Below are 15,679 nucleotides of genomic sequence, written 5' to 3'. Positions count from 1 at the left end.
CTTGCAGGAGAGCCTTCAGGCTTAACGGGTTGAGGCTTTACTTGCCTTCTGCCGGCCTGGCTTCCGGCTTGAAGTCGACGCCGGCTTCCTTGCGCTGCTGCGGCGTGATGGGTGCCGGGGCAGCAGTGAGGGGGTCGTAGCCGTTGCCGGTCTTCGGGAAGGCGATAACGTCGCGGATGGACTCAACACCTGCCAGCAGTGCCACCACGCGGTCCCAGCCGAAGGCGATGCCGCCGTGCGGAGGGGCGCCGTACTTGAAGCCTTCCAGCAGGAAGCCAAACTTCGTCTGGGCATCTTCCCGGTCGAGGCCCATCAGTTCGAAGACCCGTTCCTGGACATCGCGCTCGTGGATACGGATGGAACCCCCGCCGATTTCGTTGCCGTTGCAGACGATGTCGTAAGCGTAGGACAGGGCAGACTCCGGGTCCTGGTCGAACGTGTCCAGGAACTCGGGCTTGGGCGAGGTGAAGGCGTGGTGCACGGCGGTCCACTTGCCACCACCGACGGCCACGTCACCTGACGCAACGGCTGCAGCTGCTGGTTCGAACATGGGCGCGTCCACGACCCAGCAGAAGGCCCAGGCGTTGGGGTCGATCAGGCCGGTGCGGTGGCCGATTTCGACGCGGGCAGCACCCAGGAGGGCGCGGGCTGCGGTTTTCTCGCCTGCTGCGAAGAAGATGCAGTCGCCGGGCTTGGCGCCCACGGCGTCTGCCAGGCCTGCACGTTCGGTTTCCGTGAGGTTCTTGGCGACGGGACCTGCCAGCTCGCCGTCTTCCTTGAACAGGACGTACGCCAGGCCCTTGTGGCCGCGCTGCTTGGCGAACTCCTGCCAACCGTCCAGGGTGCGGCGTGGCTGGGAGGCGCCGCCGGGCATCACCACGGCGCCGACGTAGGGTGCCTTGAAGACACCGAAGTTGGTGTCCTTGAAGAATTCGGTCAGCTCGGTGAGCTCCACGCCGAAGCGGAGGTCGGGCTTGTCCGAGCCGTACCGTGCCATGGCGTCCGCGTAGGTGATGCGCTGGATGGGGGTGGGGATCTCGACGTCGATCAGCTTCCACAGTGCCTTGACGATGTTTTCACCGAGGGCAATGATGTCGTCCTGGTCCACGAAGCTGGCTTCGATGTCCAGCTGGGTGAATTCCGGCTGACGGTCCGCGCGGAAGTCCTCATCGCGGTAGCAGCGTGCGATCTGGTAGTACTTCTCGAAGCCGCCCACCTGCAGGAGTTGCTTGAAAAGCTGCGGGGACTGCGGCAGGGCGTACCAGGAACCCGGGGCCAGGCGGGCGGGGACCACGAAGTCCCGGGCACCTTCCGGCGTCGAGCGTGTCAGCGTAGGGGTCTCAACCTCCACGAAGCCGTCCTGGTGCAGCAGCTCGCGGGCCACACGGTTGGCCTCTGAACGCAACCGCAGGTTGCGGGCGGGGCCGGGCCGGCGGAGGTCCAGGTAGCGGTGCTTCAGGCGTGCTTCCTCGCCCACTTCAACGTGCTCGTCGATCTGGAACGGAAGCGGCTCGGAGGTGTTGAGGATGACCACCTTGTCCGCCATAACTTCGATCTCGCCGGTGGCCAGCGCAGGGTTCTCGTTGCCCTCCGGCCGCTTGGAGACGGTGCCGGTGATCTGCAGAACGTACTCGTTGCGCAGGCCGTGGAAGACTTCTTCTTCGCGGACCACCACCTGGGCCACGCCGGAAGCATCGCGCAGGTCAACGAAGGCCACACCACCGTGATCACGACGCCGGCCCACCCAGCCAGCCAGGGTTACGGTTTGTCCAATGTGCTCGGAACGAAGCGATCCGAGGTCATGTGTGCGCAGCACAGCACGCCTTTCTGCGGGGTAACAGCGGGAAGATATACAGGAAGTTAAATAGGATCGATCCGGGAACGATCCCGTTCGAGTTTACCCGCTACCCAGGGACTGTCACCGCATGAGCGAACACCAGCAGCTGCAACGCCGGCTTGGCGCCTTCGACGCCACCACCATCGGCCTCGGGTCCATGCTGGGCGCAGGGGTCTTCGTGGTGTTCGCGCCGGCCGCCGCGCTGGCTGGAAACCTGCTGGTGGTGTCAGTGGTCCTCGCGGGGGCGGTGGCGTACTGCAACGCGGTGGCGTCCGCCGCACTCGCCGCAAAGTATCCCACCAGCGGAGGGACTTACGTTTACGGCCGCAAGCAGCTTGGCGAGTGGCCGGGCTTCCTGGCGGGGTGGGGCTTTGTTACCGGAAAGACCGCCTCCTGCGCGGCGATGGCGCTGACGTTCGGGAGCTATGTGGCCGGGAGTTACGCGGTACCGGTGGGCGTGGCGGCCGTCGTGGCTTTGACCGTGGTGAACCTGCTGGGAATCACCCGTACTGCCCTGTTGACGCGGATCCTGCTGTGCGTGGTGCTGGCCACGCTGGTGTTCGTTGGGGTGGCCGCGCTCGTTGGGCCTCATCCTTCCGCGGCGGGCAACGGCGCCCCGAGCGGGCTGGGGGGCATTCTTCCTGCCGCTGGCCTGCTGTTTTTTCGCCTTCGCCGGGTACGCGCGGATCGCCACCCTGGGTGAGGAAGTCAAAGACCCTTCCCGCTCCATCCCGCGGGCCATCCTGGGCGCGCTGGCTTCGGCGTTCGCCATATACCTGGCGCTGGCGCTGCTGCTGCTTAACCACCTTCCTGGTGGCCGGCTTGCGGCAACGCCAACCCCGCTGCTGGAGGCCGTGCTGCAGTCGCAGTTTGCGGCGGGTGCGCCAGCGGTGCAGGCGGGCGCCGCGGCGGCGTGCCTGGGCGCACTCCTCGCCCTCATCACCGGCGTGGGCCGCACCACCCTGGCGATGGCGCGGGAGCGCGACCTTCCCCGCCCGCTTGCCAGGATCGGCGGCAAGCACACGGTGCCCTGGGTTGCAGAAGTGACAGTGGCCGCCGTCGTCATCCTGCTTCTCCTGACCACCGACGTCATGACGGTGGTGGGCTTTTCCAGCTTCGGCGTGCTGCTGTACTACGCCGTGGCGAACGCCTCCGCCTACACCTTGAAGGCGCATCCAGGGTACGCGCCCAAGTGGCTGAACGCCGTGGGCTTCCTGGGGTGCCTTTTGCTGGCCTTCACACTTCCGGCTGCTTCTGTACTGGCCATGACGGCGGTCCTGGCGGCCGGTGTGGCGGGGCGCTGGCTGGTGCTGCGCTTCAGGAACTAGCGCCGACGGGCTCTGTGCGTACGACGGCGGCCTTGGCGGATGTCGCGGAAGTGCGCCTTTCGTCAGGGTTGGGGCGGTTATCTTCGGGTTATCCACATAGGGCGTGAGGGTTCGTGCCTATGGCTGGGCCTGCTGGAAGACTTTGTTTATGGAAGCGGATCAGTTATCGGCAGGGGCGGTCCCGGTGGGGAAGCGTGCTGTGCCTTCTGTTGCTGATGTCCTTGCATTGCTGGCTGCTGTTCCTGTCGCTGAGGACGGCGCCGGGAAGATTGATCAGATGCGGGAATTCGAGGACGTGAAGTCCGCGGTCGCCGCGAAACAGGCCCGGATTGCCGTTGCCTATGACCTTGAGGTGCGGCGGGAACAGGCCGCCGCGGTGTGCCCGCCGATGAGCTTGGTGCCGGGGTAGGCGCGCAAATCCCCCTGGCCCGGCGAGAGTCCCCGGCACGCGGCGGCAGGCTGCTGGGCCTGGGGAAAGCCCTGGTCACCGAGATGCCCCACGCGTTCGCGGCACTTCAGAGCGGGCAGCTGAGCGAGTGGCGGGCCATCCTGATCGTGAAGGAAACCGCCTGCCTGTCCGCCGAAGACCGGGCCGCGGTGGACGAGGAAATCGCCGCGGACACCGGCACCCTGACCGGCTGCGGGGACCGGGCCATCACCGCCGCCGTCCGCACCGCCGCCTACCGGCGCGACCCCCAATCCTTCGCGAAACGGGCTTCCCATGCCGTGGCGGAACGGACCGTCAGCCTGCGCCCGGCACCGGACACCATGGCCTACCTGACCGCGCTGGTCCCGGTCGCGCAGGGCGTCGCCGCCTACGCTGCCCTTACCCGCCAGGCAGACGCCCTCAAATCTTCCGGCGATGAAAGGTCCAAGGGCGCCATCATGGCCGACGAACTGATCGAACGCATCACCGGCACCCCGGGCGGCTACACCGGCATCGACCTCCAGCTCGTGATGACCGACCGGACCCTCTTCCAAGGCGACAGCGAACCCGCCCGCCTCACCGGCTACGGCACCGTTCCAGGCGAATGGGCCAGGAAGGCCATCCTGGGTGGGCTCATGGCTGGCCCAGGATCCACCGGCTTAGTGGCGGCTGGTCCAGCACCAGCAGGGCCGGGATCAGGTGATTCAGTAAACAGCGGCACGGGGGCCGTTGGTTTAGGCGGCCCGGGGACCGCACCCTCGGCAGGAACCGTGGAAAGCAAAGAATTCATAGTCTGGCTGCGCCGGTTATACACCGCACCAACCAGCGGTGAACTCGTCGCGATGGACTCCAAGGCCCGGCTCTTCCCGCCAGGGCTCCGGCGGTTTATTCAGGCCCGGGATGACACCTGCCGCACCCCGTACTGCGACGCGCCCATCCGCCACCTGGACCACGTCATCCCCTGGCACAACAACGGCCCAACCACCAGCACCAACGGCCAGGGCCTCTGCGAAGCCTGCAACCACACCAAAGAAATACCAGGCTGGGGCGCCACAACTGTTTCCAGGCCAGGGCAACGGCATGCCGTCGAAACACGAACGCCCACCGGCCACACCTATCGCTCCACCGCGCCGCCTTTGCCGGGGACATCAGTGACCTCAAGTCCTCCAGTCCAAACGCCGGTGGCCAGCCTGCCAGCACCTCCAGAGGCTCGGCCCCACCGCCGTCGCCGTGAGCACGGGCAACGCGCCAGGGAGCTCAAGCGCGCACGCTTCGAGCCGTCGGAGCTGGCATAACTAGCATCGCGGAATCTGGATCATCACGGTAGCTGCTTCCCCGTTGCTAAAGGCGGACACCACTGATGCCACTCCGAACCGCATTAAACCGCGGATGGCACCGGAGCTGTCGCAGACACCTGCGCGGTCAGATCTTCTGCCGGCGGCGTCCAAGTCTCCGGGAAGGCCACCACCTGGTCGCCGGTGCGGAGGTCCTTGACCTGGTGGGTGCCGTCGTCGTCCGTGAACCAGACGAAGGGGATGCCCCGGCGGTCGGCGAATTTGATTTGCTTGCCGAACTTCTCCGCCTTGGCTGCCACTTCCGTGGGGATTCCGCGGTTGCGAAGCTGGGCGGCCACGTCCTGGGCAGCGCTCCAACTCTCGTCGTGGGTCAGGGCAACAAGCACGGCGGTGGGAACCGAACGCGAAGCCTTGGCCAGATCCTGACTGAGGATGCGGGATACGAGCCGGGTGACGCCGATCGAAAGGCCCACACCCGGGAACTTCCGGTTGCCCTTCGAGGCCAGCGCGTCATAGCGCCCGCCGGAGCAGATGGAGCCGAGCTGCTCGTGACCCACCAGCACTGTCTCCACCACAGTACCGGTGTAGTAGTCCAGGCCGCGGGCGATGCTGAGGTCGGCCAGTACCTTGCCGGGGGCACGCTGGACAGCGGCCTCGATGACCTGTTCCAACTCGCTCAGGCCTTCCTCGAGCAGCTCATTGCTGACTCCCAAGGCGCGCACCTGTTCCACGAAGGAGGTGTCCTCGGTTCGGATTGCGGCCAGCTCCAGGGCCTTCTGTGCCTGCTGGTCCGTTGCACCCAGTTCAGCCTTCAGCAACTCGGCGACCTTCACGGGACCGATTTTTTCGAGTTTGTCGATGCTGCGCAGCACGCCAGCGGTATCCTCAAGCCCGATACCGCGGTAGAAGCCCTCAGCGAGTTTGCGGTTGTTGACCCGGAGGCGGAAGTCGGGGATGGGAAGGGCGCTTAGGGCCTCAGCAATGACCAGCGCGATTTCGACGTCGTAGCGGAAGGGCAGTTCGCCGTCCCCCACCACATCGATGTCCGCCTGCGTGAATTCACGGGCGCGGCCCTCCTGCGGACGCTCGCCGCGCCAGACCTTCTGGATCTGGTAGCGGCGGAACGGGAAGGCGAGGTAGCCGGCGTTCTCCACCACGTAACGGGCGAACGGAACCGTCAGGTCAAAGTGGAGTGCAAGCGCGTGCGGATCGGCTTTGCCGCCCTTGACAGGATTCTCGCTCTCGTCCTCCTGGAGCCGGCTGAGACCGTACACTTCCTTGTCGATTTCACCCTTGCGCAGCAGCTGCCCCACCGTTTCAACCGCCCGCGTCTCAATAGAAGCGAATCCGTGCAGCTCGAATACCCGGCGCAGCGTATCCAATACATGCAGCTCCACCAGCCGCTCCTCGGGAAGCCACTCGGGGAATCCGGACAGGGAGGCGGTGCGTGCCATGGTGGATTTTCTCCTCTTGATAAGAGTGCCTGAGACTTGCCCGCGGCCCCGAAACGGGCTTGAAACCGCGGCAGTCCAGCCAGTCATGCATAAACTATGTGCGGCAGTCAGTTTATGCGTCATCCGCCGGCATCTCTAATGCAGCGGAGCGCCAGGGCTCGGCCGTCAGACACCTGCGCCCGGGGCCCCGCGCCACGCACTGCAGCAGCCCGACAATGAGGAGGACCCTTGGCGACCAGTTCACGCAGCGCCCGCGAGGCAAAGCGGCGCATCCAGCAGATGGAAGCCAAGCGCGAGCTGCGCCGGGACCAGGAGAAGCGGCGCAAGCGCGACAACCTGGTCGCCGCCGGCGCCGGGACGGCCGCCGTGGTGCTCGCCGTCGTTCTCCAGTTAACGGCCTTCGCGGGCAATCCCACTGAGGAGGAGTTCGCGGCCCTTGAGGCCGGCTTGTCCAGTCCCTCCGCGTCCGCAAGCCCGTCCGCGGAGGGGACCAACAGCCCCAACATCCCTGCCGCGGAAACGGCCGCCGGCAAGACCTTCAGCGGTGAACTGGTGCTGAACGGCAGCCCCCTGGCCGTGGAACTGGACGGCACAAATGCGCCACAGGCCGCCGCTGTTTTTAAGTCGCTCAGCGACGAAGGCTATTTCAACGCGAAGACCTGCCACCGTCTCACCACAGGTGAATCGTTCGGGCTGCTCCAATGCGGCGCCTCCGGTCCGGACGGTCAGGGCGACCCGACCTACACATGGGGACCACTGGAGAACACCCCTGCCGACGATACGTATCCCGCCGGAACCATCGCCGTGGCCCGTACCGGCAACAACGCCTTTGGGAACGGGAAGCAGTTCTTCGTCGTCTACAAGGACACGGTCATTCCTCCCGACAGCGCCGGCGGATACACCGTGGTGGGAAGGGTGACTTCCGGCCTTGACGTGGTGTCGAATATCGCTGCCGCCGGAATTACCCCGGGCAGCAGCGACACAGACGGCGCACCTGTGGAACCAGTCACGATAGACTCGTTTTCTCTGAAGTAGGAAGCCCGGCCCTGGAGGCTGCGGTGCAGGACCTGAGTATTTTCCTCCAAGCGAAAGACTTTTAGCGGTGACAGACAGTCAGAAATCCGACGAAACAGCAACAGACCTGACCGAGACGGCGGCGCCCGCCCCCGAGGAAGCATCTGAAGCGGCCAGCATTCCGGCAGCGGAAGCCCCCGAAACAGCCAGCACCCCGGCAGCGGAAGCCCCCGGGGAAGCTGCCCCGGAAAGTAAGACCCCGGCCCCGGCACCCCGTCCGGCCCCCTCCCCGGCCGCCTTTGCTTCGCGCCCTAAACCAGCCGCCGCACCCGCCGCAGCACCTGTCCCCGCAGCGCCCGCAACGTCGCTGGCCGAAGCGTCGAAATGGGGCCGCGTTGAGGGCGACGGACACGTGTTCCTGAACATCGACGGCGCTGAGCATCCCGTGGGCCAATACCCGGGAGTCAGCAACGACGAAGCCCTGGCCTACTTCGCGCGGAAGTATGACGACGTGGTGGCCCAGATTGTGCTGCTCGAACAGCGCGTCACCTCCAAGGCCCCCAGCACTGACATGCAAAAGACCGTCACCCACCTGCGCGAGCAGCTCGCCGAGCGCAACATGGTAGGGGACCTACGGTCTGCAGAGGCCCGCCTCGATAAGTTGTCCACGCAGATCGCTGAACTCGAACAGGCGGAGAAGGCCGAGCACGACGCCGTCCGCGCCTCCGAGCTGGCTGCCCGCGAGGCGATCGTGGCCGAAGCCGAGCAGATCTCGGGCCAGGATCCCGCCCAGACGCAGTGGAAGACTTCCAGCGCCCGGATGAACGAACTGTTCGAGAGCTGGAAGGCGGCCCAGAAGAGCGGAGTCCGCCTGGGCCGGAGCAACGAGGACGCCCTGTGGAAGCGGTTCCGCGCGGCCCGCACCGTATTCGACCGTCACCGCCGGGCCTACTTCTCCCAGTTGGACAGCAACAACTCTGCTGCCAAGTCCGCCAAGGAGAAGCTGATCGCCGACGCCGAAGCGCTGTCCACCTCCACTGACTGGGGCTTCGCAGCTGGAGAGTACCGGCGCCTGATGGACCAGTGGAAGGCCTCGCCACGGGCAAGCCGCAAGGACGACGACGCCCTCTGGGCCCGGTTCCGTGCTGCACAGGACGCCTTCTTTACGGCACGCCAGGCGGCAAATGACGAGATTGACCACGAATACGCCGAGAACCTCACGGTGAAGGAAGCCCTCCTGACCGAAGCCAACGCGATTGTCCCGGTGAAGGACCTCGCTGCTGCCAAGAAGGCGCTGCAGTCCATCCGGGACCGCTGGGAAGAGGCAGGCAAGGTCCCGCGCGCGGACATGGGACGCGTCGAGGCCGGACTGCGGAAGGTGGAAGATGCAGTCCGCCACGCCGAGGAAGAGCAGTGGCAGCGGTCCAACCCTGAGCGGAAGGCCCGCACCAACAGCGCCCTTTCGCAGCTTGAGTCCGCCATCGCCGGGCTGCAGGAAGACCTTGCCAAGGCTGAGAAAACCGGCGACCAGCGCAAGATCAAGGCTGCCCAGGAAGCCCTCGAAGCACGGCAGGCCTGGTTGGACCAGATCCAGCGGTCGGCCAGCGAACTGGCCTAGGCCTTTTACCGCCAGGGTGTTGCGGCACAGGCCCGGTTCCGGTTATCCACATAACCGGAACCGGGCCTGTGCCCGTTAACGGCGGCGCGGCAGGATGGGTGGATGGCGACACCAACGGCTCCTCCCGGCGCCACCCACGGCGCGGATTCCTCCTCCGGCGCAGAACCAGTGCTGCGTTTCCCAGAGCTTTATGCCCCGGGCATGCCCTTTGCCTTCCCGGAACTTCAGTCGTTGGCCGCTGACGGCCTGCTGACACGGTTCCATCAGCACGGCTATGCGCTGCCCGGGACCCATGCCACTCCGCAACTCCGGGCACGGGCGGCAGCTGGGGCAGTTCCTGCAGCGGTCCGTCAAAGGGTAGTGGCCGGGCGCATGACGGCGGCGTGGATCTATGGCTGTGCCAGCGAGCCGGACCGTCTGGCGCTGCTGGTGGACGCCAAGCGCCGCGTTTCCAGCCTCCGCAACACCAGGGGCTGCACATTGCACGAGGTTAAGCTCGGGCCCTTCGACGTTGTCAGCCTGGGCGGCCTGATGGTCTCCAGTCCCCTGCGCACCGCGCTCGACGTCGCGCTGCATGTAGAAGCAGAACGGGCCATCCCAACCCTGGCCAGCCTCCTGGCACGCCCGCAGAAGGATGTGCGCCTGCGGTTGCTGGTCCTGGCCATTGAAGCGAGTCCGCGGGTACCGCACAAGAGGGCGGCACTGGAGAAGCTTGCGCAGTTAGCTCCGGCGCTTGTTCCCGGTGGTGCGGTAAACGTCGAAAACGCCGTCGATCCGGCGGACAGCACTCAGGACGTGGTGCAAGTACTTGGGGTCGCCCATCTCGAAGGCGAACTTTGAAATGGCAACCCGGTCACTGGACGTATGGACGCTGGCCGCCAGGATGTTGACGTGGTTCTCGGACAGCACACGCGTAACGTCAGACAGCAGTGACTTCCGGTCCAGCGCTTCAACCTGGATTTCCACGAGGAACACGCTGGACTGCGTCGGCGCCCAGTCCACATCCACGATCCGGTCCGGCTGGTCCTTCAGGTCCGAGATGTTGGTGCAGTCCGTCCGGTGCACGGACACTCCCGAGCCCCTGGTCACAAACCCGAGAATGGGATCCGGCGGAACAGGGGTACAGCAGCGGGCCAGCTTCACCCAGACGTCACCGACGCCGCGGACCACAACGCCGGAATCGGAGAACCGCGCTTTCGTGACCTGGGTGGGAATGCTGACTTCGGTGATGTCGTCGTCGGCGCTCTCGTTGCCGCCGAGGCTTTCGACGAGCTTCTCCATGACCGCCTGGGCGGAGGTGTGCCCATCCCCCACCCCGGCGTAAAGGCCAGAGATGTCGACGTACTTGAATTCCTCAGCCACTGCGGCCAACGCCTCATGCGTCATCAGTCGCTGTAGGGGAAGGTTCTGCTTCCGCATGGCACGGGTCAGGAGTTCCTTGCCGCGGTCGATCGCCTCTTCACGGCGTTCCTTGCTGAACCACTGGCGGATCTTGTTGCGGGCCCGGGCGCTCTTGACGAAATGCTGCCAGTCCTGGCTGGGCCCTGCTCCCTCGGCCTTCGAGGTGAAAATCTCCACCCAGTCGCCGTGATTCAACTCACTGTTGAGCGGAACCAACTTCCCGTTAACCCGGGCACCGATGGTCCGGTGTCCCACTTCGGTGTGCACAGCGTAGGCGAAGTCCACCGGAGTGGACCCGGCCGGCAGGGCCATGACCTCACCCTTGGGGGTGAAGACAAACACTTCGCGGGCATTGATCTCGAACCGCAGGGAATCGAGGAACTCGCCCGGATCTGACGTTTCCTGCTGCCAGTCCACCAGGGAGCGCAACCAGCCCATGTCGCCGTCGCGGGGGCTGCCGGGGCCCACTGCGGTGCGGTTGGGCTGGTCCTTGTACTTCCAGTGCGCGGCCACGCCGTACTCGGCGCGGCGGTGCATTTCGTGGGTACGGATCTGGATTTCCACCGGCTTGCCGCCCGGACCGATGACGGTGGTGTGCAGCGACTGGTACATGTTGAACTTGGGCATCGCGATGTAGTCCTTGAACCTGCCGGGCAGCGGATTCCAGCGCGAGTGCATGGTGCCGAGGGCGGCGTAACAGTCCCGCACGGAGTCCACCAGCACACGGACACCCATCAGGTCGTTGATGTCGTCGAAGTCTTTGTCGCGGACAACCATCTTCTGGTAGATGGAGTAGTAGTGCTTGGGGCGGCCAGTGATGGTTGCCTTGATCCTGGCCGTGCGGAGATCTTCGGTGATCTGGTCGCGGATGACGCTCAGGCTCTTCTCCCGCTCCGGGGTCCGGTCCCCCACCATGCGGACGATCTCTTCGTACACCTTGGGGTACAGTGCCGCGAAGGACAGATCTTCCAGTTCCCATTTGATGGTGTTCATGCCCAGCCGGTGCGCCAGCGGGGCAAAGATTTCCAAGGTTTCGCGTGCCTTGCGGGCAGAGGACTCGGCGGAGACGAAACGCCAGGTGCGGGCGTTATGGAGCCGGTCAGCGAGTTTGATCATCAGCACGCGGATGTCCTTGGCCATGGCCACGACCATCTTGCGGACTGTCTCCGACTGGGCCGCTTCACCGAAGCTGACCTTGTCCAGCTTGGTGACCCCGTCCACGAGCATGGCCACTTCGGGCCCGAAGTCCCGCTTCAGGTCGGCGAGTGTGTAGGGGGTGTCCTCCACCGTGTCGTGCAGCAGGGCCGCCGCCAGGGTGGTGCCGCTGAGTCCCAGTTCGGCGAGGATGGTGGCCACCGCTACCGGGTGGGTGATGTACGGGTCACCGCTCTTGCGCTTCTGGCCGCGGTGGCTTTGCTCTGCCACGTCGAACGCACGCTGGATAAGGTCGAAATCCTCTTTGGGATTGTTGGCCCGGACCGTCCTCAGCAGAGGCTCAAGGATGGGTGAGTAATTTGCGGTACCCCGGCCTGTCAGACGGGCAAGCCGGGACCTGGTGCGTTCCCGTCGGCCGGGAAAAGTGGGGCGGGAACCGGAGTTGTCCACGGGAACCAACGAACCTGCGCGCGCGGAAGCGGCCGCGCCGGTCTGGACACCGGCCGGACCCTGATCTCCTTGTGCCGTCGGCACCGACGCAGAACGTTCTTCCAATGAAGCACCCCTCATGACCGTTTAATTACCCCAGTCTATTCCTCAGCCCAGTGACTTTTATAACCGGGCCTTAAAACAGCAGGGCCGGGCGGTGTCAGGGTTCTGACGCTGCCCGGCTCCTGCAAAACGACCTATGCCTGTGCCGGCTCCGCCGAAGCAGTGGACCGCTCCGCAGTGGCCCGCCGCTGTTCCACGCGCTTGGCTTGCCTGACGAGGTCCGGCTCCTTCTGGCGCAGCCAGGCATACATCGGAGCGGCAACGAAAATCGTGGCTGCAGTCCCGATGAGGATGCCAACGAACAGAGCGAGCGAGAGGTCGCGCAGTGTTCCCGCACCAAGGAGGCCGGCGCCGATGAACAGGATGGCGCCCACGGGGAGGATGGCTACCATCATGGTGTTGATCGAGCGCACCAGGGTCTGGTTCACGGCGAGGTTGACTTCCTCGGCAAAGGTGCGCCGTGTGGACGCGTCGAGGTCGGCCGTGTTCTCGCGGATCTTGTCGAATACCACCACTGTGTCATAGAGGGAGTAGCTCAGGACTGTCAGGAACCCGATGATGGCCGACGGCGTGACTTCGAAGTCGCTGAGGGCGTACACCCCGGCTGTCACGAACATGGTGACCAGCATGCCTGCGAGAGCCGAGAGCGACATCTTCCATGTGCGGAAGTACAGGGCCATCAGCACGGCGGCGAGGAGTACAAAAATCACCAGGCCGATCAGTGCCTGCTTGGTGACGTCAGCACCCCACGTGGGTCCCACGAACGTCGAGGTCACTTCGTTGTCTGTGACTCCGTAGGCTGTGGTCAGGCCCTCCTTGATGCGGAGAGTCTCATCGTCGGTGAGTTTGTCGGTCTGGATCCGCATGGTGGTCCCGGCCACGTTGGCGACGCGGGGGATGCTGCCGGCCACCACGTCGGTGACGGCGTTCTCGCCCACAGTGGCGTCCGTGGTCTTGACGTTCGAGACCGTGAATTCGGACCCGCCGCGGAATTCGATGCCGAGGTTGAAGCCGCCCTTTGCCACCGGGATGAGGATGGACAGGGCAACGGCCACCGCTGCGATGATGAACCAGATCTTCTTGGCCCCTACAAAGTTGTAGGAACGCTTGCCGGTGTAGAGCTCGTTACCGAAAGTCGCGAAGCTTGGCATTACTTGTTCTCCTTCGCTGCAGACTTCGAGGAACCCGCGAGCTGCTCCTGCTTCTGCGCCAGCCGGCGTTCGGCAATGGTCATCCGGCGTTCAGCCTCGGCTGCGGCGCCTGCATTCTTGGCGCGGACGGCGACAGCGGGCCTGTCCTCAGGCGTCCGGAGGCGGCCTGCGCCGCGGTACAGCGGAACAGCTCCAAGCCGCTTGGGGTCGAGGCCGGAGAACCGGTGTCCTTCACCGAAGAAGCGGGTGCGGGCCAACAGCTGCAGGGTGGGGTGGGTGAACATAAACACCACCATGAGGTCGGCGATGGCGGTCAGGCCCAGGGTGAACGCGAAGCCACGCACGTTCCCGACGGCTACGAAGTACAGGACCAGAGCCGCCAGCAGGTTGACTGCCTTGGAGGCCAGGACGGTCCGCTTGGCACGTTTCCAGCCGTTTTCGACGGCGGACACCAGCCCGCGCCCCTCGCGGAGCTCATCACGGATGCGCTCGAAGTAGACAATGAATGAGTCTGCCGTCTGGCCGATGGCCACGATGATGCCCGCCACGCCCGCCAGGGACAGTCGGTAGTTTTCCGTCCAGCCCAGGATGGCGATAGCCAGATACGTCAGGATGCCGGCTACCACCAACGAGGCGATGGTCACGAAACCAAGGGCCCGGTACTGGAACAGCGAGTAGACCACCACCAGCAGCAGGCCGATGAGGCCTGCGAGGAGGCCCATCCGCAACTGCTCCCCACCGAGGGTGGCGGAAATCTGCTGTTCGCTCTGGATTTCGAAGCTGATGGGCAGTGCGCCGAACCGGAGCTGGTCAGACAGTGCCTTCGCGGTCTGTTCCGTGAAGCCACCGGTGATCTGCGGGCGGCCATCAGTGATAACGGCCAGCGAACGCGGAGCGGAGATGACCTGGTCATCCAGCACGATGGCGAACTGCGCCTTTGGGTCGCTGCCCGATTGTCCGCCGGCAGCCACGTAGAACTGGTTCAGGCGTTCGGTGACCTCTTTGAACTTGGCTGTGCCTTCGCCGTCGAACTGGATGTTGACTGCCCACTCGTTCGTAACGGCGCCCTGTGCGCCCTGCTGGAGCTGGAAGGAGGAGGTGACGATGTTGCTGCCCTTCACCTCCACGGGACCCAGGATGTATTTGATCGCGGGGTTGCCTCCTGCAGCAGGTTCACAGGTGACCAGCGGCTTGGCGGGGTCCGAGCGTTCCTGCTTGTCCTGGGACGGGTTATCGCAGTCCAGGGCTTCGAACTGGCGGTAAATTTCCGGGGTGATCCAGTTGGTGTCGCTGCTGTTGGCGGGTTCTGCCGTCGGCTTGGGAAGCTGGTCCTCTGGTGCCCGAGCTTCCTCCGGGACGGGGGCGCCGGCTCCGTTGAGCAGGACGGGCCGGAAGTTCATGTCAGCGGAGGCCTGGATCAGGTCACGGGTCTGGCTGGAGGGGGTGCCGGGAAGGCTGACCACCACATTGCGCCCGGACTGGGTGCTGATCTCGGCTTCGGCGACACCGGAACCGTCCACCCGCTGGCGGATGATCGCCACAGCCTGGTTGAGTTGGTCTTCATTGATGTCCGAACCGCCCTCAACCTTGGGCGCCAGAATCATCTGGGTGCCGCCTTCGAGGTCCAGGGCCAGCTTGGGCGCCCAGCTGGCCTTCCCGGCCATGGTGCCGCCTGCCAGGACAGCGGTCAGCCCGACGATGAGGACGCCGAGCCAGACCAGGACCCTGAGGCCCGGTTTCTTAAGGCCAGTTCGTGCCATTATTGATCTTTCTCTTATTCACGGAGGAACCGCCGATGCCCGGTTTTACCGGCACGGGCGGTGTCCCGCAGCCGTAGAGGTCTTGAAAAGCGCTAACGGGGACTAGCTGTCCTTCTTGCCCTCATCATTGAGGCGCTTGAGGGTCTCGTCCGGTGTCTCGGCCTGCTGGGCCGGAGTTCCGGTTTCCGGTGCGGTATGTTCCTGCACGGTGAGGGACGAAGCGTCGTCAGGCACTGCGGGAGAAGCAACTTCCGGTGCCACGGCCGGCTCGATGACCTTGGTGACGGACTGCCGGTGCACGGTGGCGAGGTTGCCGGGGGAAAGCTCAAGGGTGACCTTGTTCTCGGCCTCATCGATGTCCACGATGCGCCCGAAGAGGCCGAAGCTGGTCATCACATCGACGCCCGGGCCGAACTTCGACTGGAGTTCCGCCTGCTGCTGCTGCGTCTTCTTGTTGCGGCGGAACATCATAAAGATGAACACGCCGAGCATGACGAACAGGAGAATTGACATTGGATCCAAGGGGAATTCCGTCCTTTTATGTGCCTAGCTGGTTTTCCAGCAACATCGGCTTTGCTCCGGCCAGGGCGAACTGTCAGTCAGGCAGAAGCCTGGCGGGTGCCTTCCCCAGCAACGCTGGTGGCCCGAGCCACCGCGAAACAAAGACCCGAACGTGCCGAGCGTCAT

9 protein-coding genes and 2 pseudogenes are annotated in these 15,679 nt (G+C 65.0%); 5 read left to right on the top strand and 6 right to left on the bottom strand.

Annotated elements, in window-relative coordinates; genetic code table 11:
- Positions 1-37: 37 nt before the first annotated feature.
- Positions 38-1,816, bottom strand: a complete 1,779-nt coding sequence (gene aspS / locus QF047_RS08665) for an aspartate--tRNA ligase (RefSeq protein ID WP_307275679.1) — start codon at positions 1,814-1,816, stop codon at positions 38-40.
- A 109-nt stretch (positions 1,817-1,925) separates the two neighbouring features.
- On the opposite strand from aspS, the pseudogene QF047_RS08660 reads away from it, so the two are divergent.
- Both QF047_RS08660 and QF047_RS08650 read left to right on the top strand, forming a co-directional pair.
- A pseudogene (locus tag QF047_RS08660) lies at positions 1,926-3,165 on the top strand (APC family permease).
- 148 nt (positions 3,166-3,313) lie between these two features.
- Positions 3,314-4,887, top strand: a pseudogene (locus QF047_RS08650) (HNH endonuclease).
- 83 nt (positions 4,888-4,970) lie between these two features.
- On the opposite strand, the gene hisS reads toward QF047_RS08650, so the two are convergent.
- Positions 4,971-6,341, bottom strand: coding sequence for a histidine--tRNA ligase (gene hisS / locus QF047_RS08645; RefSeq protein ID WP_307275671.1), 1,371 nt, complete (start codon positions 6,339-6,341; stop codon positions 4,971-4,973).
- A 228-nt stretch (positions 6,342-6,569) separates the two neighbouring features.
- Here hisS and QF047_RS08640 point away from each other — a divergent pair, with 228 nt between their 5' ends.
- From QF047_RS08640 to QF047_RS08630, 3 genes are all read left to right on the top strand, one after another.
- The gene (locus QF047_RS08640) at positions 6,570-7,376 is read left to right on the top strand and encodes a peptidylprolyl isomerase (RefSeq protein ID WP_307275668.1); all 807 of its coding nucleotides are present in this window, start codon (positions 6,570-6,572) and stop codon (positions 7,374-7,376) included.
- Positions 7,377-7,443: 67 nt separating this feature from the next.
- Entirely contained in the window at positions 7,444-8,973 is a 1,530-nt protein-coding gene (locus QF047_RS08635; RefSeq protein WP_307275666.1) for a DUF349 domain-containing protein, read from the top strand.
- A 102-nt stretch (positions 8,974-9,075) separates the two neighbouring features.
- On the top strand, positions 9,076-9,813 hold the full coding sequence (locus tag QF047_RS08630; protein ID WP_307275663.1) for a type IV toxin-antitoxin system AbiEi family antitoxin: 738 nt from the start codon (positions 9,076-9,078) through the stop codon (positions 9,811-9,813).
- Here QF047_RS08630 and QF047_RS08625 read toward each other — a convergent pair.
- The 4 genes from QF047_RS08625 to yajC all read right to left on the bottom strand — a co-directional run bounded on the left by QF047_RS08625 (position 9,694) and on the right by yajC (position 15,505).
- On the bottom strand, positions 9,694-12,084 hold the full coding sequence (locus QF047_RS08625; RefSeq protein WP_307275661.1) for a bifunctional (p)ppGpp synthetase/guanosine-3',5'-bis(diphosphate) 3'-pyrophosphohydrolase: 2,391 nt from the start codon (positions 12,082-12,084) through the stop codon (positions 9,694-9,696). The genes QF047_RS08630 and QF047_RS08625 overlap by 120 nt on opposite strands.
- A gap of 131 nt (positions 12,085-12,215) precedes the next feature.
- Positions 12,216-13,232 carry a protein translocase subunit SecF gene (secF, locus tag QF047_RS08620; RefSeq protein ID WP_307275658.1) on the bottom strand — a complete coding sequence of 339 codons (1,017 nt, stop codon included), beginning with the start codon at positions 13,230-13,232 and terminating at the stop codon, positions 12,216-12,218.
- Complete coding sequence (gene secD / locus QF047_RS08615; protein ID WP_307275655.1) at positions 13,232-14,992, bottom strand: protein translocase subunit SecD; 1,761 nt, start codon at positions 14,990-14,992, stop codon at positions 13,232-13,234. The genes secF and secD overlap by 1 nt, the downstream gene beginning before the upstream one ends.
- 102 nt (positions 14,993-15,094) lie before the next feature.
- Entirely contained in the window at positions 15,095-15,505 is a 411-nt protein-coding gene (gene yajC / locus QF047_RS08610) for a preprotein translocase subunit YajC (protein WP_307275652.1), read from the bottom strand.
- Between the last annotated feature and the right edge of the window lie 174 nt (positions 15,506-15,679).

This window comes from Arthrobacter sp. W4I7 (assembly GCF_030816215.1).
GTDB classification, from domain to species: Bacteria; Actinomycetota; Actinomycetes; order Actinomycetales; family Micrococcaceae; genus Arthrobacter; species Arthrobacter siccitolerans_A.
This window is presented reverse-complemented; position numbering and strand designations above follow the sequence as displayed.

Excerpts from the sequence above, each read along its gene's own strand:
- hisS (WP_307275671.1), bottom strand. The coding sequence starts at position 6,341 with ATGGCACGCACCGCCTCCCTGTCCGGATTCCCCGAGTGGCTTCCCGAG.
- QF047_RS08630 (WP_307275663.1), top strand. The coding sequence starts at position 9,076 with ATGGCGACACCAACGGCTCCTCCCGGCGCCACCCACGGCGCGGATTCC.
- secF (WP_307275658.1), bottom strand. The coding sequence starts at position 13,232 with ATGCCAAGCTTCGCGACTTTCGGTAACGAGCTCTACACCGGCAAGCGT.
- secD (WP_307275655.1), bottom strand. The coding sequence starts at position 14,992 with ATGGCACGAACTGGCCTTAAGAAACCGGGCCTCAGGGTCCTGGTCTGG.
- yajC (WP_307275652.1), bottom strand. The coding sequence starts at position 15,505 with ATGTCAATTCTCCTGTTCGTCATGCTCGGCGTGTTCATCTTTATGATG.